Here is a 17,016-nt window from a genome sequence, read left to right as displayed (position 1 = left end):
TACGAGCGCTGCAACAGCGCTTGCCGTGACGGGGGCTTCAGCTCCTGGGCTGTGAGGACGGCTGCTCGGGCACGACGAACTCGGCCGGGCGGGCGGGCGATGCAAGGTCCGGCGTTGCCCAGTCAGGCGGCGCTATTCGACGGCTACACCGGATCGTCCGTTACGAGAAGCCGGCCGCTCGATCCAGCAGGCGTATCAGCACCTCGGAGGGCGCCGCCGGGTTGAAGGCGATGCCGCGCAGCCACGGTTCGTGAAGGGGGTCGGACACCACGTCATCCTGCCACCCCGTCACAACCGGGCCGGGCTGACCGGACGTCACCCGCTGCGCATCCGTGGCGGGGCGTGATGAGTATTCCTACTCAGGACCGGGCCCGCGACGGTGATCCACTCTTGGTGCAACAGCAACCGCCCACCGAGGGAACAAAGCCATGACCCGCGACGCCGCCCCCCGACCTCGCCGCATCCCCGCTCTGCTGGCCCCCGCGTTCGACAACATGCTCTCGCGGGCCTACCTGGTCCTGGTCGCAGCCGCGGTCGGTCTCGACGTCCACGCCACGTACGTCATCCACGACCCCTCGTTCGCCGGTCTGTGGCTCGCCCTCGCCACCGCACCTTTCGGCCTCCTCACCATGCCCCTGCCCGCGGTCTTCTGGGACACTCCGGTCGAATGGATCGGCCCCCCGCTCCAGCTCGCCATCGCCGTCACGGCCGGCCTCGTCAACGCCGTCCACCTCGGTCGGATGGTCGCCGGCAACCGCGCCACGGCGCGAAACGGCCGCACCGCCGCGTAGCGGGCTGCGACACCACCTCGAGTGCGGCCGACGGTCGCGGTGCCCTCGGGCCGCACCGCCGAGGACAACGCCCGGGAACGGCCGGTGACTACTGTCCGTCAACGCGTTTGACGGTTCCAACTGGCAGGCGCAGATTGGACGTAGGGGCATGCTGCCTCTCCTGCCGTGTGCTCCTTGCTGTCCACGGCCACCACGTGGTGGCGGAGGAAGGAGCCGGCCATGAACGTCGTACTGACCTGCCTCGGATCCGTCTCGGGTCCACGTCTGCTGGACGGGCGGACGGGGAACGGGACGGTCGGTCTCGCGCCGCATTCCGGTGAACCGTTCAGCGGGACCCGCTGGGAGATGCACGGCGGCCCGGAGGGTGTCGTCACGCTGGTCTGCCAGGGCGACGTGCCGGGCAACCGGTTCCTGGACGGCCGCACCGCGGACGGCACGGTGGGCCTCGCACCCAACACGAACCCGCCGTTCAGCGGCACCAGGTGGCTCGCCACCCGGCTGAGCGACGGCTCGACCACCTTTAAGTGCCTCGGCACCGTCGAGGGCAACCGGTTCCTGGACGGCCGTACCGGGGACGGCACGGTGGGCCTCGCGCCCAACACGGACCCGCCGTTCAGCGGCACCCGGTGGCAGGTCGGTGTCCCGTTCGGCGACGACAACGTGGGTGTCCCGGCTGACGGCTGACGGCTGACAGGACAGAGCGCGGCCTGTTCGCGATGCCCTGGACGGACATGCCGCGACGGACCAGCCCGTGCGACTTCGCCCTGGTGCGGGGCTCGTCGTCGTCTTCCTGATGCTCCGCCGCTGGGCCATCGCGGCCGACCGGCACCGCCAGGGCTGAGGGGATCCTCTGCCAGGTCCGCGAGTTCGTCGGCCGGGGTGCGCCGGGGCGGCGTCAGGTCGCCCGTCGGACGGGCGTCCGGGTGATCCGCTATATTCGCGCCGCCGTCGAACGATCCCGTCCGGCGCGCACCACGCCCAGGGAGCCCACCTCATGCCGTCCGACCAGGACGTCCCCTCGCCGGACGGTTCGGCCGCCGAGAACGACGCCTTCGCCCGAGCCTTCGCCCCGCCGTCCGCAGACGCGCCGCCGCCGGTCCCGTCCTACGGATACGGTCCGCCGCCGGCCGGCGACCCGTGGGGTGCGCCCGGGCCGTACCCGCAGCCCGGTGCGGTGCCGCCCGGCGGCTTCGCCTCCTACGGCGCCCAGGGCTGGGGCACCGGTGCGCCGTACGCGGTACCCGGCCCGCTCGGCTGGCAGCCGCCGCCCGGTCCGCCGACCCGCTGGAACGGCTTCGCCGTCACCTCCTTCGTCCTCGGCATCGTCGGCGGCGCCTGCCTGCTGTGGATCGGTGCGATCGCCTTCGGCGTCGCCGCGCTGCGCGAGGTGCGCCGGCGCAACGAGCGCGGACGCGGGCTTGCGGTCGCCGGCATCGCGCTGGGCGGTGTCTGGGCGGTCGCCCTGGCGGTGGTGATGGTCGTCGCGCTGATGACGACGACCCCCGACCTGCCGACCTCGTACCCGGGTTCCGACTCCGGCACCGGTACCGGCTCCGGCTCCGGCTCCGGCAGCCCCCACTCCGGCCCCTGGAACGTCTTCGAACTCGTCGCGGGCCAGTGCTTCGTCAAGCCCGCGGGGGCGGGCACGGACGGCGTCACCGACGTCCGGCCGGTCGACTGTACCGAGCCGCACTACGGCGAGGTCTTCGGCAGGGCGCCCTCCGACGAGAAGTCCTACCCGGGCAGGGCCGCGGTGATCGCCGACGCGACGAAGGGCTGCAACGACGCGCTGCTCGGCTTCGCCCCCGACGGCTGGAAGCTCCCGGTCGCCGTCGAGGTGCACTTCTTCTACCCCGACGAGCACGCCTGGGCGCTGCAGGGCACCGGCCGCCGCTCGACCTGCTTCCTCACCGACACCACCGATCGTCTGACCGGGTCGCTCCAGCAGGACCTCGCACGGTTCGACGCCGACCAGATGGCCTACCTCGGTGCCGAGCACCGCGTGGACCAGGCCTTCGCGATGCAGCCGCGGGCCGAGCCCGCCGACGACCCGGCCGCCTTCCGGGCCTGGGCCGACACCCTCGCCGGCGGGGTGCGCCTGGAAATCGGCGAGCTGAGCGCCCACGCCTGGGGCGGCGCCGCGTCCCGGCCGGTCGTGGCCCTGGCAGAGGAGCTGCACAAGGCCCTGCCGCACCTGGCCGCGGCCAAGGACGCGAAGGACACGAAGACGCTGCAGGACGAGCTCGCCGCCGCCACCGGGTACCTGGGCTACGACCGGCCGAAGGCGGTGCGGGCGGCCCTGCGGCTGGGCACCGACGACAGCCGGGTGAACCGCTCGGACGGCTCCGGCGGCACCCGGACGGACGGCCCGGCGCCGGTGCTGGCGCCGGACACCGGTCGCCGTGCGGCCGTGCGGATCTGAGCACACGCCACCGGGGCGCCGCCCGGAGGTGGCGATGAGCCATCATGGGTCCTCGACCACGACGACGGTGCCGCCCGGCCGTCGGCCCGGGCATCGGAGGGGGTGCAGCCCGATGGGACTGGCCGGCCGAGCCCGTATGCCGATCGACGGCCGCGCCGTCGCCCGCAGCCGTCGCCGCCGGACACCGGCGGCGGAACTCTTCCGCGGCAGCTTCACGGCGGAGGAGGAGATCGTCCGGAGACTGCTGCGGGAGCTGCCGCCCGAGGCGCGGTGCGTCTCGTTCAACAGCCACCACGGGAGGGCCACCGGCGCCGATCTGCTCTGGTGGTGGGTGGAACCGGACGGGCGGGGGTTCGGCTGTCTGATCCAGTCGCGGACTCTCACCCACCACGCGGGTGTCTGGCGGATCGGCTCGGACCGCCGGGCGGACGCCGACTTGCAGCTGACCCGATTGCTGTACACCGCACAGCACTTCGACGTGCCCGCCGCACTGCTGCTCCACCCCGGGCGCGACGAGGCCGCGGACGCCGACGCCGAGGAGGGCGCCGAGGAGGGCGCCACGGCCGATCCCGTCGCGGACGACCGCCGGCCCTGCACCGAGGCCGCCGCCCTGCTGCCCGCCTTCGCCGTCCGCGCCAACCTCCGGCTCCGGGCGGCAGAGGCCGAGACCGCCGGTCTCCGGTTCGGCGGCCTCGACGGGCCCGGGTTGTCGGGGTCCGCCGTGCCGTTCGCCCCGCTCCTCGCCCCCGGCGCCGAGCCGCGTCCACCCTTGGCGACGGATGCGGACCTCGCCCGGCAGGGTGTGCACCGCCGGCTGCGCCCCCTGCTGACCGAACCTCAGTCCGGCGCGGGCGCGGTGGCCCGGAGCGTTCTCGACTCCTTGAGCCGCTACCGTCCGTGTGCGGCCCGGTCCGCCGACGGCACCACCCTGCTCGACTCCCCCGGGCGGCTGCCGCAGTTCGACCACGGCGCCCTCCTTCGCCATGTCACCGCCGGTCTGCGGCCCGCGGTGCCCGGCTACGTCGACCGGGCGCTCGCCGGGCACGGCCCGGCGCGGCTGGCCCGGTACGTCGCGGGCCTGGTCGTCGTCCCGGTGTGAGGTCCGGCCCGGCCCCGGCCGCGGCAGGCCGCACGACCAAGTCCGGGCCGGGCGTTTCCGGGCGTGACCCCCGCGCCCCTCGACAGGTTCTCGATCGGCTGCCTGCCGACGGGACGGGCTACCCGTCGACGGCGTCCGTCACCCGCTGCCAGCTGTCCAGGTCCGCGATCCGTGCCTCCAGAGCGGGGCGCATGCCCGTCGCGCTGGAGGCGCCGAGCGCCAGGCGCAGCGGCGGGTTGGGGCTGTCGACCGCGGTCCGGATGCCCGCGGCAATCCGCGCCGCGTCGGAGAACGCGGACGCCGGCAGCTCTCCGATGCCCTTCTGGACCTCGCGGACGGTCGGGTCGTAGTCGGCCAGGCCGGCTGCGACGTCGAGGTTGGCGAGGAAGGGGGTCGCGGTCAGGCCGGGCTGGATCAGCGTGACCTTGATGCCGAGCGGTGCGACCTCGGCCGCGAGCGCGTCCGACAGCCCCTCGACCGCGTGCTTGGTGGCGGCGAGCAGGCCCACGCCGGGGTGGGCGGACTGCCCGTAGACCGAGGAGCCCTGGAGGACGTGCCCGGACCGCTGGGCCCGGAGCACCGGCAGCGTCGCGCGGAGCACGTTGAGCACGCCGAAGACATTGGTGTCGAACACGGCGCGGACCTGGGTGTCGGAGGCCTCCTCGACGGCTCCGAACAGTCCGTATCCCGCGTTGTTGGCCACGACGTCGATGCGGCCGAACCGCGCGAGCGTGCTGTCCACGGCGTCCCGGACGGCTCGCTCGTCCCGGACGTCCGCCCGGAGGAGGAGCAGGCGCTCACCGTGCGCCTGCGCCAGTTCGTCCAGGGGGGAGGTGTCGCGGGCGAGGGCCGAGACGGCTTCGCCGTTCTGCAGTGCCTGGAGCGTCAGTTCACGGCCGATGCCGGACGTCGCGCCGGTGATCAGCCAGGTACGGAGGTGGGCCTGGTGGTTGAATGTCCCATTCATGTTGCGACCGTAAAGCTTTAGCTCGCAACGCGTCAACCTGGATCGGTCGCCAGGTTGCCCACTAGACGGATTAGAACCGATCACGCTGGTGTAGTGTGGGGGCATGACCACTGCGGCAGCCGGATCCCCCGCACCAAGCCCGCGCACCCTCACGCCGACGGTGGAGACCGTGCTCGCGTTCGTGAACACGCGCGCGGACGGATCGGGTCGCCGGGAGCTGTTCGCGGACGGGGACTCGTTCGCGGCGTGGCTGGCGGAGCGCCAGGAGTACGGCGGCGAAACCGTGGTGACCGACGCCGACGCCGCGGTCGCGCGCGAGCTGCGCGACGCCCTGGTGACCGTGCTCCTCGCACACTCGGGCGACGAGGACGGCCAGGGCGAGCAACTGCTGCGCGCCGAACGGCACCTGCGACGCGTGGGCCCGCTCTACCCGCTGGCGACGGTGGTCACGGCCGGCGGTGCCGAGCTCGCCTCACCGCAGACGGGGGTGCCGCGCGTGTTCGGAACCGTCCTGGCCGCGGTGACGACGCTTGCGCAGAGCAGTGACTGGGGGCGCATCAAGGCGTGCCGGAACCCCCCGTGCCACTTCGGCTTCCTCGACCGCACCCGCAACGGGGGCGGGCTCTACTGCAGTACCGGCTGCGGCTCCCAGGTGTCCATGCGCAAACACCGACGGCGACAGCGGAACGGTGGCGCTGCGCCCTCCGAGGCGTGAGACCGCCCCTCCGGCGGGGAAGGGCGGCGATCGCGGCACGACGCGGCCCCCGAGCACGCCTCCCCTCCCAGCACCCGGGCCGGGAAGACCGTTCATCGAATCGCCGTCGAACCGGTGGGCGCACCACCGGAGGTGCGTTCGACCCAATCGTCAACGACGCCGCGTCGGTGACCGTCAACGACTCGGTCACGCCCGGCTGCCGGCAGGCCGCCGGCACCTTCGCCCTGGCGGCCGGAACCAGCCGCGCGGTCCACTGCGACTCCCTGCTGCCGGCACTGCCGTTGAAGAACACCGCCTCCGCGAGCTTCGTCCCCGCGAACTCGCCGCCCGGCACCGCCCCACCACCACCGCGCCCTCCTCGGCGGTGGCCTGCTCCCTGCCCTGCATCCTCGGGGCACCCGGCAGTGACTGACGGGTGGCCTTTCCGCCCTTACGGGGCTGCCCCGGTGCGGCCGGCCCGCACCGCCGTACGGCGGACCGCGCCCCGGACCGACGGCGGGTCAGGCCCTCGCAGCACGGCCGGGCCGACCCCGGCCCCTATGATCCGAAGCACCAGAAGCAGCCATTGCAGCACCGAGAGTGACGCACGGTGCAGGTGCCGGGCATCGTCGGCGGCACTCGGACGGGAGACCTGTGGACGTGAGCACGGACCGGAACGGGTTGGACGGCGCGGTCGTCGCCGTGGCGGGCGCGGCCGGCCCCGCGGGGCGGGCGGCCCTGCTGCGGCTCGCCGCGGCGGGTGCCACGGTCGTCGCGGCCGACGCGGACGCCGCACGGCTCGCGGACGCGGTGGACGCCGCCCGCTCCGCGCACGGCGGCGCCACCGTGACCGGTGACACGGTCGACCTGCTCGACCCGGACGCGACCCGCGCCTGGGCGCACCGCATCGAGAAGGATTCGGGGCGCATCGACGGCCTGGTCCACCTCGTCGGCGGCTGGCGCGGCTCGGCGACGTTCGCCGAGACGAACCTCGGGGACTGGACCGTCCTGGAGGACCTGCTGGTGCGCACCGTCCAGCACACCTCGCTCGCCTTCCACGACGCCCTCCTGCGCAGCGGGCGAGGCCGGTTCGTACTGATCAGCGCGGAGGGTGCCAGTCGGCCCACCGCCGGGAACGCCGCCTACGCGGCCGCGAAGGCCGCCGCCGAGGCATGGACGCTCGCCCTCGCCGACGACTTCCGCAAGGCCGGAGGGGACGACGGCCCGCAGGCCGCGGCCACGATCCTGGTGGTGAAGGCGCTGGTCCACGACGCCATGCGCGCCGAACGCCCGAACGCGAAGTTCGCCGGCTTCACCGACGTCAAGGACCTCGCGGACGCCGTCGCCGGCCTCTGGGAGAAGCCCGCCCTGGAGATCAACGCGGCCCGCCTGTGGCTGGCCGCCCAGCCCCCCAAGCCCTGATCGAGGCCGAGCGTCGGCGGCGGCCGCGCGGCCCGGGTCCCGGGCCGGGCGAGCGGGGCGGTCAGTCCTCGCGGCGGGTCATGTGCATGTGCCAGTTGGTGATCCAGGTCAGGCCCTCGTCCACGGAGAAGGCCTGCTCCCAGTGGGCGGTGGTCCCGGTGATCTCCGACCAGACGAAGCGGACGTGCACCGTGCGGCCCCGGTACTCGTCGTCGCCGTGGAAGAGACCGGTGCCGTCCGGCTGGAAGGAGCCGACGACGGGCGGGCAGAGGATGCCGGTGCGCTCGTTCGCCCAGTACAGGGACCAGGCGTCGGCGGCCGGGTCGTACAGGCGCAGGGTCAGGCCCCTGAAGCCCTTGGTCGGGAACTCGATCTCGTCGAAGCTGGCCCGCCCGTCGAAGTGTGCGGTGGCGCGGGTGATGCCGGGGAACTCCTCCCAGCGGTCGTCGCCCTCGGTCGGATCGAGGAAGTCCTTGCGCCAACGGTTGACGACGTCGTAGGTGCCGGTGAAGAAGCCGAAGCCGGTGCTGTTGTCCATGGACCGCAGGCTAGGAGCACTCCCCTGACATCTCCTGTCAGGGGAGTTCGACAGCACCGCTCGGGGCTCGCGGGGTTCGTTGCCCCTGTCCGGTGATCATCCGGAGCACGGCCCGGACCGTGTCGTCCTCGGAGTCGATCCCCTGGACGACCTCGGCGCCTTCGAAGACCACGGCCTCGGTGCCGCGGGCGAACACGGCCTGCTCGTAGTCGCCGAGCGCGGCCTCGACGTCGTCGGGGTGCGCGGCGAGTGCCGTGCCGAGTTCGGCGCCGTCGAGCACGGCCAGGTTGGCGCCTTCGCCGTTCGGGGCCGCGAGGTGGGCGGCGTCCCCGAGCAGGCCCCCCGGTACCCGGGGTCCCACCGGTGGCCGGTCGGCAGGCTGTGGTGGGGACGCAGGACCGGTGCGGCGTCGGTGTCCGTGATCAGTGCGGTGAGTTCACGCGCCCGTCCGTCGAACTCCCCCCGATCCGGGTGGGCGCGGGCAGCGTTGCGGGTCGTCCGGGACGCACGTCGTGCCGGGCGGGCCGGCGACGTGGGCGCCGGCCGGTGGTCAGGGCCGGCCGCGCTCGGGGTTCGCGGCCAGCCCTTGTCGGACCAGGGTCGCGCAACGGTCTGCGGGTGCGCGGCCGGACTGCGCCGCTCGGGGTGTTCGGTCGCCCTGACGTGCGACGGGGCTGCGCTGCACGGACCAGTCCGCAGCCGGTCGTGCAGCCGGGCCGCCGGTCGTCCCGGTGGTGCTACACGGTGTGCAGGACGGCGACGACCTTGCCGAGGACGGTGGCGCGGTCTGCGGGGACGGGCCGGTGGGCGGCGAGGTGCGGGAGGAGCCAGGTGCGTTCGCCGTCCCGGTGGTAGCGGCTGACGGTGGCCTCTCCGTCGATCATCGCGGCGACGAGGTCGTCGTCGTCCGCGACGCCCTGGCGGCGGACCATGACGAGGTCGCCGTCGCGCATCGTGCCGTCGGTCGTGGCGGCGCCGCGGACGGTGAGTGCGATCAGTTCGCCGTCGCCGACGATCCGGCGGGGCAGGTGCAGCACGTCCTCGTCGTGCACGGCGGCGAGCGGGCCTCCGGCGTGACCCGGGCTGACCAGGGGAACGGCCACCGAGCCTCGCTCCGGGCCGCCGGGGGCGGTGGGGCGGGTGGCGGTGAGGCGGTAGGTGCGGGTGCGCTGGGGGTCGGCCTCGACGTGGCCGAGGTCCTGGAGGCGGTTGATCTGGTGGGCGACCGAGGAGCTGCTGGACAGGCCCACGGCCCGCCCGATCTCGCGCAGGGTGGGCGGGTAGCCGCGGGCGGCGGTGTGGTCGGCGATCACCGCGAGGATGGCCCGTTGCCGGTCCGTCAGGCCGTCGCGGCCCACCGCGCGGCGCCGGCCGTGCACGAGCGTGCCGGGGCTGTCTGCCATGGCTGCTGTCCCCTCCTGCTGGTCGTGGCCGTGACCTCGACGGTAGCCCGCGCCACTGACAGCGCCCGGTCGGCCGGCGGACCCGCACCTGTGCACCGGCGGGTGGTCAGCGGAAGTCCCGGCCGGTGGTGCCGGGGGCGAGGGTGAGCGGGGCGAGGCGGGTGGCCCGGAGGTGGGATCGAACAAATTTTCGTAGAACCCTAGTTCGAATTCAGCGTGTCGCCGAATCGTCGCGCAACCAGCAGGACACAGCCGACCCGGGCCACCGCGGTCCGGCAGGCCGATCGCCGGCGGCACCGGAACCTCGACGGCTCGGCGGACACTGTCAGACTGGTCGCGTACGGTGCCCCGGTGCCGCCGGACCACGGCGGCGTCGAACGACACGGGCATGGCGGTGAGGATGAGAGTGGTGGACGGCGCAGCACGATCGCGCACCTGGCGCCCGCCGTACCCGCTCGACCTGCCCGCGGTGGTCGCGCCGCTGCGCCGCGGAGCCGGCGATCCGACGATCCTCGTGCAGGCGGGCACCGTGTGGCGGGCGTCGCGCACCCCGGCGGGCCCGGGGACGCTGCGGATCGCGGCCCGGCCGACCGAGGGCGCCGTCGCCGCGACCGCGTGGGGGCCGGGCGCGGACTGGCTGCTGGAGCGCCTCCCGGCGATGCTCGGCGCGAACGACCGGCCGGACGGACTGGTGCTGCCGCCGGGGAAGCTGCGGGACGTCCAGCGCCGCAACCCCGGGCTGCGCCTGGGCGCCAGCGGGCTGGTGATGGACTCGCTCGTGCCGTCCGTCCTGGAGCAGAAGGTCACCGTGACCGAGGCGCACCGCGCCTGGCGGTACCTGCTGCGCCGCCACGGAACCCCGGCACCCGGGCCCGGCGCCGAACTCGGGCTCGCGGTCCCGCCGTCGGCACGGGAATGGGCACTCGTGCCCTCCTGGTCCTGGCACCGCGCCGGGGTCGATGCGAAGCGCACCGGGACGATCCTCCGCGCGGTACGGCTCGCGCCCCGCCTGGAGGAGGCCTCCGCCATGCCCGGCACCGAGGCGGCGGCCCGGCTGATGCACGTACCGGGCATCGGCCCGTGGACCGCCGCCGAGACCCTGCAGCGCTGCAACGGCGACCCGGACGCGGTCTCCGTCGGCGACCTCCACCTGCCCAACACCGTCGCCTGGGCCCTCGCCGGGAAGGCCCGCGGCACCGACGAGGAGATGCTCGAACTCCTCGCCCCCTACGCCGGCCACCGCCACCGCGTCTGCCGCCTCATCCGCACCCTCGGCGTCCGCGCACCGCGGTTCGGGCCGCGCCTGGCACCCAACGACCACCGCCGCCGGTAGGCCCGGCCTCGTTCCGATCGTGTGTGGAGCGAGGAAGGGCACCCCGTCAGCACGCGAGTGCGCCGGACGGCCGACCGGGCGCACGCGGTTCGGCGGAGGCCGGACACGCCGATGCGCCCCGGGAGGTCCGGGGGGCGCATCGGCTGCCGTCGCGGGATCAGTGGGAGAGGGTGCTGTTCACCCGGGTGAGGCCGGCCGGTCCGGTGGCGGACAGGCCGTGGAACAGGTTCGCGGTGACCTGGCCGCCCGCACCGACCGTCCACAGGTCCGGGGTGCCGTCCGAGTCGATGTCCGCGGCCCGGAGCTGCACGTCGGCGCCGGTGTTCCAGCCGGTGGCCACCGGGAACGCGTGGTAGGTCAGGGCGCCGGTGTTCGGGTCGGCGGCCAGGTCCTTCCACACGTCCAGCTCGCCGGTGGACTTCTTCCACAGGAACAGCGCGGTGCTGGTGGTGCCGCCCGGCGCGGCGACCTCGGTCGAGGCGATCGTCCAGTCGTTCCAGTCGGTGCCGTCGGGGGTACGGACGTTCAGCGCCGTCGGCATGTCGAACATGCCGGTGACCCAGCCCGCCGGGTACAGGCTGAGCGCGGTGCCGCCGGAGCCGTCCGGCGCTATGCCCAGCAGGTCCGGGAACCCGGTGGCGCGGCCGGAGACCGTACCGGCCTCGGCGACCTGCGAGGGGTAGCTGCCCACCCAGTCGGTGAGGTCACCGTTCGGCCCGCCCGTGGGCAGCGCACCTCCACCGCCGTCGCCGGCGCGCACCCCGAAGCGGCCGGCCCGGATGCCGCCCGGGTAGTAGAACAGCAGGTCCTGGAAGGAACCGCCGGTGAACCGTCCGGTGAGCGGCACCGCGCCGTCCCAGTCGGACGGGGTGGGCTCGGTGCTGAAGCCCGGGCCCGCCGCGCCGATGTTCACGGCGGGGCCGACGTGGCCGTCGCCGGTGCCGGGAGCCAGCCAGATGCCCGACGGCAGCCCGTCGCGTCCACCGACCGTCACCAGGTCGGGCACACCGTCACCGGTCAGATCGGCGGTCGTGAGGTTCGGCGGCGGCGCCGCGGCGGAGAACGTCAGCTGCACCCTGCCGCCGGAGTTCCCACCGGGGGAAAGGCTGGTGACCGTGAGGGTGTTGACGGCCCGGTCGGGCTTCAGCGTGATCACCGCGCGGCCGCCGTCGGCCGGGACCTCCACCGGAGCACCCACGTTCAGCTGGTACGAGTAGCCGGCCGGCACCGAACCGTCCGCCGGAGGCGCCACCGTCACGGTCACCGGCTTGCCGATCACCGCGCCGCTCGGCCCCGCGACGACCGGCGCACCCTGCCGGGTCGGGTCGAAGGCGAACCGGCACTGCGGCGACCACTGGCTCTTGAGACCGTCGGCGTCCGCCCGGAACTGCCACACGAAGTCGGTGATCCGCCCACCCGCGGCGTTCTCGAACGTCGCGGCGGACACCTCCACCACCGCCTCCTGACCCGACGCCACGGTCAGCTTCCCCGGACCCACCGTCATGACCGCCGTCTCCGGCCGGTCCGCACGGACGAGCCGGAACTCGGCACTCAGCGCCGTACCCGCCGGATCCTGCAGCCGGGCACGGAAGGCCACCGACGTGTCGCCGAGCACCGTGCCACCCGCGCACGTGCTCGCGGGCGAGGTACCCGGAGAACCCACCGAGGGGCGGTCCTTGCCGGCGGCGTGCGCCGAGGCGGGCTGCACCGAACCCACGGCGATCAGCACCACTCCGACGGCCGCCGCGACGGCGGTGGAACGGCCGAGACGACGTGGGGAAGAAGAAGAGTGCACGGAGGCATCGCTCTCTACCGGGGGCCGGCAGGCCCCGAACGGCCCATACCGTAGCGCGGACGATTCGGCCCCGCACGAAATTTCGAGCCCTGGTCAGACCGCCTGCTGCAGACACTCGTTCGGAGCTCCCCGTGCAGTTGGGCCGGGCCAGCCCGGGCCGAGGCCCGTGAGCCGCGGTCCGAGCCGTCCACAGCCCGCCGAAGTCAGCGCCTCCGCTCCCGGAGCGCCCCGACCCCGCGGCTCGTCACCTCGGCGGACGTACCGCTCGCGTCGAGTTCGAGGAGGAGGTGCTGCTGGGCGTAGTACTGCGCCACGAGCTCCAGCCGCGCTTCGTGCTCGCCGACCAGCCGACGGACGTGTTCCTCGTCGTCGCGCTGGTACAACGCACCTCCGCAGATGATGCAGATGCCGTCGTCCGGAACGGTGTCAGTCTCCGGGTGGAAGCGGTGGGTCGGGTCGGCAGCGCAGAGGTGAAGTGCGGTCCGGTGGCGGAGGTAACGCACCCTCTCGGATTCGGACAGACGCAGGGTCAGCGCGCCGTCGAGGGGTGTCCCGAGTTCCCGCAGGACGTCGTCCAGCGCGAGCGCCTGGGCCGGGTTGCACGGGTATCCGTCGAGGAGGAAGCCGGTCGGCGCCGTCCGGGACATGCGGTCGCCGACGATCTCGGCGAGCAACCCGTCCGACAGCAGCATCCCGGAGCTGCTCATGTCGGCGGCCCGGATCCCCGGTTCGGTCCTCTGGGAGATGTGGGTGCGCACCAGGTCGCCGAGGTGGATGCGCGGCACGGCCAAGGCCTCGGCGAGGGCGCCGGCCAGGTTTTCCCGCTCGACCATCGGTGGCCGGTGGAAGACGACGCGCACAGTCGATGCTCCCTCACTTCGCCGTCGGGACGGAATGCCCCGGCCGGGTGCAGCTCCTCCATGAGACCACCGAGGTCCTGCGCTCCGGAATCCGGCTGCCGAGAGCTGCAGCCGTCACGGCGCCGGGAAGTCAGACCGGGCCGCCACCGGGGAGGGGTCTTGCCGTACCGGAACGGGCCGGCGTTCGGATCGTGAAGGCCACCGTCCGGCCGGCGCCGGTGTCGGCCTGCGCCGCCGGCTCTCCGTCCGGGGTCCAGATGCCCGAGCCGCCGGAGGTCTGCGGGAAGGTGCCGCTGCTACCGGCGGCCGTGGCGAGGACGACCCAGGTCCCGTGGGCGATGGCGCGCTCACGCATGTGGGAGTCGCGGCGGGCCGAAGAGGCGGGCCCGGGGCCGTAGATGGTGCTGGCGACATAGGCGTCGATGCCGAGCGCCGCCGTGTCCGCGGCGTGCTGGGGAACGGCGGCGTCGTAGCAGATGGCCAGCCCCGGCCTCCATCCGTCGACGGTGAGCACCGCCGGTTCCGCGCCGGGGGTGAAGCGGTCGGACTCGGGCCCGTGCAGGTGCATCTTCCGGTAGACCGGCGTCGTGTCCTCGCCGGTGACGGCCAGGGTGGCGATGCACTCCCGGCCGTCCGGGTCACGCACCGGTGCACCGACCGGTGCCACGGCGCCGGTCGAGCGGCAGGCCTCCGTGATCGGCTGCAGGCGGCTGTCGTCCACGGCGAGCGACTGGGCGTCCAGGTCGTATCCCGTGAGCGAGAGTTCGGGAAAGACCAGGAGTCGCGCCTCGGACTCCTCGATGGCCTGCGCGTGTCGCTCGGCGTTGGCGAGGACGTCGGGTCCTGCCCAGACGGGCTGCACCACAGCGACTGTCAGCGGGTTCCTCACGGTTCTCCTCCTGGGGGATCAGTTCGACCGGAGGCGTGCGTGCACGTGCGCGTCGTGCCGTCCGTCCGTCTGGAGCCAGGCGCTGCGGCGGACGCTCTCCAGCGGGAAGCCGGTCTTGTCGGCCACCCGGCACGACGCCGTGTTGCCCACCGCGTGTTCGAGGTCGAGTCGCTGGAAGCCGACCGTGTCGAACGCCCAGGCAGCCATGGCTTCGACGGCGCGTGGAGCGACGCCGCGCCCCCGTGCGGCCGGAACGGTCCAGTAGGCGACCTGTGCGGTGCCGTCCGCGAGGTCGAGTGCCTTGAGGGCGGCGCGGCCCAGCAGGGCGTCACTCGCGGAGTCGACCACTGCCCAGCTCGCCTCCGTCTCGGCTGCCCATCCGCCGCGCCATCCCTCGATCCACTCCTCCGCCTCGGCGACCGAATCCGCCCGGCGCACGTGCCAGCGCTCGATCTCGGCATCCTGATAAGCACCCATCACCGCCCGGGCGTCGCCGGGAACCCATGGCCGCAGGTGCGCACCGCCCCCGGCGTCCAAGGCGGGTTGGGGCCGCGCCGAGAGGAAGCCGATCGGAACGGTGGGCGGGACGAGAGAGGGCATGCCCCGGATTATTCAAGATCACCGGCCCGCAGCGCCATGGGTCCCGGTGCCGGCGTGGCCAGGATGCCGGGCAGAGCAGGTAACGGCCGGACCGCTTCGCGACGTGTGCGATGCGCTGCGGCCCCGCACGCGAGGAGGGACGCTCGTGAAGAACCCGCTGGGGGACGGCGGCCCACTGGGGAGATGGCGACGGATCGGCCTGCATCCCCCGCACCTCGCCGGGGCAGTCCGCCGACGGGTCGGCCGGCGGTGGTTCAGGCGGCGGGGATGTCGGCCCAATGGTCGATCAGCGTTCCGGTGCGGTCGGTGATTCCGGTGGTGTCGGCGAGCGCTGCGACGATCGAGGCACCGCGGCCGCGTTCGTCGACGGGCCGGTCGGCGGCCCAGCCGGCCGGGGCTCCCTGCGGTCCTCCGTCGCTGACGTGGACCTGGACCCGACCCGGGCTGTCCTGGGCGGCGTGCAGGTGCAGGACCGCGGGGGGCCGGCCGTGGGTGACGGCGTTGGTGACGAGCTCGGAGAGGACCAGCAGGGTGTCGTAGAGCTGGTCGTCGTCCAGTCCCCATGCGCTGAGCACCGGGCGGGCCGCGTGGCGGGCGGTCGCCGCCGCGCGCGGATCGTGTTCCAGACGCAGGCCGAACACCCGCTCGCCGCCGCCTGCGGTCTCCCCGGGCCGGCGGCCGAGGGAGGAGGTGGGTGCCGTCATCCGAATCACCGCCGTCCACGGATCGGGGTCCGCACGGTTCTGCTTCCGGCGTGCGCCTACCCCGGCACGGGAAGGTAGAACAGTCGATCCGGCAATCGCCGTGGAACCGGTGCCCGGACGGCGTCGCTCGGCGGGCCCCAAGAGTCTCCGGACTGCGCCCGAGTCGGCGGGAGCGGCCGGGTCAGGTGTCCGCCCGGCACTGGCGGCGCGGCCGCCGGGGGCGGGGGCCGTACTGGTCCAGGCACAGCACGGTGGCGTCGTCCGCCAGGTGGCCGCTGAAGGCGCCGGTGACCGCGTCCGGCAGAGCGGACACCATCTCGCGGGGACGTTCGCCTGCGGTGTCGCGGATCAGTGCGGGCAGGTCGACGGCTTCCCGGCGCGTTCCTGCACGCCGCCGGTGTGCATCAGCAGGCGGTCGCCCGGGCGCAGGTCCGGCTTCTGCACCCGGTACGGCGACCCCATGATGTCGAGGCCGGAGGGCATGTCGGCGTTCAGCCGCACCTCGCCGACCGCGCCGTCGCGCAGCCGAAGCGGACAGATCGAACACGGCCCCGCGGGAGTGCTTCCCCAAGTCGCGAAGATCTGCTGTGGGAACTCGTGAACAGAGCCACCCGCCCTGCTCACGACCCGAAGCCAAGGGATACGGGAGGTGAGCCTTCGGGATTGCGGCGGGACTCCGGCCCGCCGCAGATTCAGGCGCCCCGACAACCGGTCCTCGGACGACGGCGCTCCGCCGGCGGCGACTTGCCGTGCCGGTGGCCGGCCCGGCGCCGGTTCCGGCCGGGCACGGGGCGGGGTGGGTCCCCGGGCCGCGCAGAGCGTTCTCAGGACGGGGGCAGGAGGACCGTGTCGACGATGTGGACGGTGGCGTTGGCGGTCTGCACGTTCCCGCACAGCACCTTGGAGTTGCCGTTGACGGTGTAGTCCTCGCCTGAGCCGGTGACGGTCACCGTGCCGCCTTCGAGGGTCTTGTGGTCGCCGGGCAGGGTGGCGGGGGCGAGCCGTTCGGGGACGACGTGGTAGGTGAGGACCTTGGTGAGCTTGGCTTTGTCGGCCAGGAGGGCGTCCAGGTCGGCTTTCGGGATCTTGGCGAAGGCGTCGTTGGTGGGGGCGAACACCGTGATGTCCTTCGCCGAGTTGAGCGTGTCGACCAGGCCCGCCTGGGTGACGGCGGTGACGAGGGTGGACAGCATCGGGTTGTTCGAGGCGGCGGTGGCGACCGGGTCCTGGGCCATGCCGGCGAAGCTGCCGGCGCCGTCAGCGGGGACGGCGGAGCAGGCCGCGCCGAACGGCTGGGATGTCGGCGAGGCTCCGCCCGCGCCCGGGGAGGCGGAGCTGGACGGGGCTGAGGCGGCCGTCGACGCGGCCGGGGCGGCGGAGGATCCGCCGCCGCCGCTGCACGCGCTCGCGCCGAGGGCGAGCGAGCCCGCGGCCAGCAGGACGGCGAACGACTTGGGTCGGGGGAGACGGGACATGGTGTGCTCCTGAGGTGGTCGTGG

At 74.0% G+C, this 17,016-nt stretch carries 18 protein-coding genes and 1 pseudogene; 7 read left to right on the top strand and 12 right to left on the bottom strand.

Features of this window, described 5'->3' with window-relative positions; translation table 11 throughout:
• The first annotated feature begins 428 nt into the window (after nt 1-428).
• From AB0O09_RS01810 to AB0O09_RS01795, 4 genes are all read left to right on the top strand, one after another.
• Nucleotides 429-791 (top strand): hypothetical protein, encoded by a 363-nt coding sequence (locus AB0O09_RS01810; RefSeq protein ID WP_363539145.1) that lies wholly within the window; start codon nt 429-431, stop codon nt 789-791.
• 219 nt (nt 792-1,010) lie between these two features.
• The gene (locus tag AB0O09_RS01805; RefSeq protein ID WP_363539143.1) at nt 1,011-1,475 is read left to right on the top strand and encodes a hypothetical protein; all 465 of its coding nucleotides are present in this window, start codon (nt 1,011-1,013) and stop codon (nt 1,473-1,475) included.
• A 310-nt stretch (nt 1,476-1,785) separates the two neighbouring features.
• Nucleotides 1,786-3,213 carry a DUF4190 domain-containing protein gene (locus AB0O09_RS01800; RefSeq protein WP_363539141.1) on the top strand — a complete coding sequence of 476 codons (1,428 nt, stop codon included), beginning with the start codon at nt 1,786-1,788 and terminating at the stop codon, nt 3,211-3,213.
• Nucleotides 3,214-3,325: 112 nt separating this feature from the next.
• Nucleotides 3,326-4,312, top strand: a complete 987-nt coding sequence (locus AB0O09_RS01795; RefSeq protein WP_363539139.1) for a hypothetical protein — start codon at nt 3,326-3,328, stop codon at nt 4,310-4,312.
• A gap of 118 nt (nt 4,313-4,430) precedes the next feature.
• Here AB0O09_RS01795 and AB0O09_RS01790 read toward each other — a convergent pair whose 3' ends face one another.
• Complete coding sequence (locus AB0O09_RS01790; RefSeq protein ID WP_363539137.1) at nt 4,431-5,279, bottom strand: SDR family NAD(P)-dependent oxidoreductase; 849 nt, start codon at nt 5,277-5,279, stop codon at nt 4,431-4,433.
• A 103-nt stretch (nt 5,280-5,382) separates the two neighbouring features.
• On the opposite strand from AB0O09_RS01790, the gene AB0O09_RS01785 reads away from it, so the two are divergent.
• Both AB0O09_RS01785 and AB0O09_RS01780 read left to right on the top strand, forming a co-directional pair.
• The gene (locus AB0O09_RS01785; RefSeq protein WP_363539135.1) at nt 5,383-5,994 is read left to right on the top strand and encodes a CGNR zinc finger domain-containing protein; all 612 of its coding nucleotides are present in this window, start codon (nt 5,383-5,385) and stop codon (nt 5,992-5,994) included.
• A gap of 639 nt (nt 5,995-6,633) precedes the next feature.
• Entirely contained in the window at nt 6,634-7,395 is a 762-nt protein-coding gene (locus AB0O09_RS01780; protein ID WP_363539133.1) for an SDR family NAD(P)-dependent oxidoreductase, read from the top strand.
• Nucleotides 7,396-7,456: 61 nt separating this feature from the next.
• Here the strand turns inward: AB0O09_RS01780 and AB0O09_RS01775 are convergent, their stop codons facing one another.
• The 3 genes and pseudogenes from AB0O09_RS01775 to lexA form a co-directional block, all read right to left on the bottom strand.
• Nucleotides 7,457-7,933 (bottom strand): hypothetical protein, encoded by a 477-nt coding sequence (locus AB0O09_RS01775; RefSeq protein ID WP_363539131.1) that lies wholly within the window; start codon nt 7,931-7,933, stop codon nt 7,457-7,459.
• Between the two features lie 37 nt (nt 7,934-7,970).
• A pseudogene (locus AB0O09_RS01770) lies at nt 7,971-8,392 on the bottom strand (FAD-dependent monooxygenase); the annotation flags it as partial.
• A gap of 278 nt (nt 8,393-8,670) precedes the next feature.
• Nucleotides 8,671-9,336, bottom strand: a complete 666-nt coding sequence (lexA, locus tag AB0O09_RS01765; protein ID WP_363539129.1) for a transcriptional repressor LexA — start codon at nt 9,334-9,336, stop codon at nt 8,671-8,673.
• A gap of 400 nt (nt 9,337-9,736) precedes the next feature.
• On the opposite strand from lexA, the gene AB0O09_RS01760 reads away from it, so the two are divergent.
• On the top strand, nt 9,737-10,669 hold the full coding sequence (locus tag AB0O09_RS01760; RefSeq protein ID WP_363539267.1) for a DNA-3-methyladenine glycosylase 2 family protein: 933 nt from the start codon (nt 9,737-9,739) through the stop codon (nt 10,667-10,669).
• A gap of 157 nt (nt 10,670-10,826) precedes the next feature.
• Here the strand turns inward: AB0O09_RS01760 and AB0O09_RS01755 are convergent, their stop codons facing one another.
• The 8 genes from AB0O09_RS01755 to AB0O09_RS01720 all read right to left on the bottom strand — a co-directional run bounded on the left by AB0O09_RS01755 (nt 10,827) and on the right by AB0O09_RS01720 (nt 16,992).
• Nucleotides 10,827-12,464, bottom strand: coding sequence for a hypothetical protein (locus AB0O09_RS01755; RefSeq protein WP_363539127.1), 1,638 nt, complete (start codon nt 12,462-12,464; stop codon nt 10,827-10,829).
• Between the two features lie 203 nt (nt 12,465-12,667).
• The gene (locus tag AB0O09_RS01750) at nt 12,668-13,297 is read right to left on the bottom strand and encodes a nucleoside monophosphate kinase (protein ID WP_363539125.1); all 630 of its coding nucleotides are present in this window, start codon (nt 13,295-13,297) and stop codon (nt 12,668-12,670) included.
• A gap of 157 nt (nt 13,298-13,454) precedes the next feature.
• Nucleotides 13,455-14,213 (bottom strand): carbon-nitrogen hydrolase family protein, encoded by a 759-nt coding sequence (locus AB0O09_RS01745; RefSeq protein WP_363539123.1) that lies wholly within the window; start codon nt 14,211-14,213, stop codon nt 13,455-13,457.
• Between the two features lie 18 nt (nt 14,214-14,231).
• Nucleotides 14,232-14,813 carry a GNAT family N-acetyltransferase gene (locus AB0O09_RS01740; protein WP_363539121.1) on the bottom strand — a complete coding sequence of 194 codons (582 nt, stop codon included), beginning with the start codon at nt 14,811-14,813 and terminating at the stop codon, nt 14,232-14,234.
• Between the two features lie 254 nt (nt 14,814-15,067).
• Nucleotides 15,068-15,517, bottom strand: coding sequence for an ATP-binding protein (locus AB0O09_RS01735; protein WP_363539119.1), 450 nt, complete (start codon nt 15,515-15,517; stop codon nt 15,068-15,070).
• A 181-nt stretch (nt 15,518-15,698) separates the two neighbouring features.
• Nucleotides 15,699-15,833 (bottom strand): hypothetical protein, encoded by a 135-nt coding sequence (locus AB0O09_RS01730; RefSeq protein ID WP_363539117.1) that lies wholly within the window; start codon nt 15,831-15,833, stop codon nt 15,699-15,701.
• Nucleotides 15,834-15,865: 32 nt separating this feature from the next.
• Entirely contained in the window at nt 15,866-16,018 is a 153-nt protein-coding gene (locus AB0O09_RS01725) for a hypothetical protein (protein ID WP_363539115.1), read from the bottom strand.
• A 323-nt stretch (nt 16,019-16,341) separates the two neighbouring features.
• Nucleotides 16,342-16,992 (bottom strand): fasciclin domain-containing protein, encoded by a 651-nt coding sequence (locus tag AB0O09_RS01720; RefSeq protein ID WP_363539113.1) that lies wholly within the window; start codon nt 16,990-16,992, stop codon nt 16,342-16,344.
• Between the last annotated feature and the right edge of the window lie 24 nt (nt 16,993-17,016).

Source organism: Kitasatospora sp. NPDC093679 (assembly GCF_040683455.1).
Classification (GTDB): Bacteria; Actinomycetota; Actinomycetes; order Streptomycetales; family Streptomycetaceae; genus Kitasatospora; species Kitasatospora arboriphila.
This window is presented reverse-complemented; position numbering and strand designations above follow the sequence as displayed.

Bases quoted from the DNA above. Each gene is read 5' to 3' on its own strand.
- AB0O09_RS01800 (WP_363539141.1), top strand. From the start codon at position 1,786: ATGCCGTCCGACCAGGACGTCCCCTCGCCGGACGGTTCGGCCGCCGAG.
- AB0O09_RS01795 (WP_363539139.1), top strand. From the start codon at position 3,326: ATGGGACTGGCCGGCCGAGCCCGTATGCCGATCGACGGCCGCGCCGTC.
- AB0O09_RS01735 (WP_363539119.1), bottom strand. From the start codon at position 15,517: ATGACGGCACCCACCTCCTCCCTCGGCCGCCGGCCCGGGGAGACCGCA.
- AB0O09_RS01785 (WP_363539135.1), top strand. From the start codon at position 5,383: ATGACCACTGCGGCAGCCGGATCCCCCGCACCAAGCCCGCGCACCCTC.
- lexA (WP_363539129.1), bottom strand. From the start codon at position 9,336: ATGGCAGACAGCCCCGGCACGCTCGTGCACGGCCGGCGCCGCGCGGTG.
- AB0O09_RS01720 (WP_363539113.1), bottom strand. From the start codon at position 16,992: ATGTCCCGTCTCCCCCGACCCAAGTCGTTCGCCGTCCTGCTGGCCGCG.
- AB0O09_RS01730 (WP_363539117.1), bottom strand. From the start codon at position 15,833: ATGGTGTCCGCTCTGCCGGACGCGGTCACCGGCGCCTTCAGCGGCCAC.
- AB0O09_RS01805 (WP_363539143.1), top strand. From the start codon at position 1,011: ATGAACGTCGTACTGACCTGCCTCGGATCCGTCTCGGGTCCACGTCTG.
- AB0O09_RS01740 (WP_363539121.1), bottom strand. From the start codon at position 14,813: ATGCCCTCTCTCGTCCCGCCCACCGTTCCGATCGGCTTCCTCTCGGCG.
- AB0O09_RS01775 (WP_363539131.1), bottom strand. From the start codon at position 7,933: ATGGACAACAGCACCGGCTTCGGCTTCTTCACCGGCACCTACGACGTC.
- AB0O09_RS01760 (WP_363539267.1), top strand. From the start codon at position 9,737: ATGAGAGTGGTGGACGGCGCAGCACGATCGCGCACCTGGCGCCCGCCG.
- AB0O09_RS01750 (WP_363539125.1), bottom strand. From the start codon at position 13,297: ATGGTCGAGCGGGAAAACCTGGCCGGCGCCCTCGCCGAGGCCTTGGCC.
- AB0O09_RS01790 (WP_363539137.1), bottom strand. From the start codon at position 5,279: ATGAATGGGACATTCAACCACCAGGCCCACCTCCGTACCTGGCTGATC.
- AB0O09_RS01810 (WP_363539145.1), top strand. From the start codon at position 429: ATGACCCGCGACGCCGCCCCCCGACCTCGCCGCATCCCCGCTCTGCTG.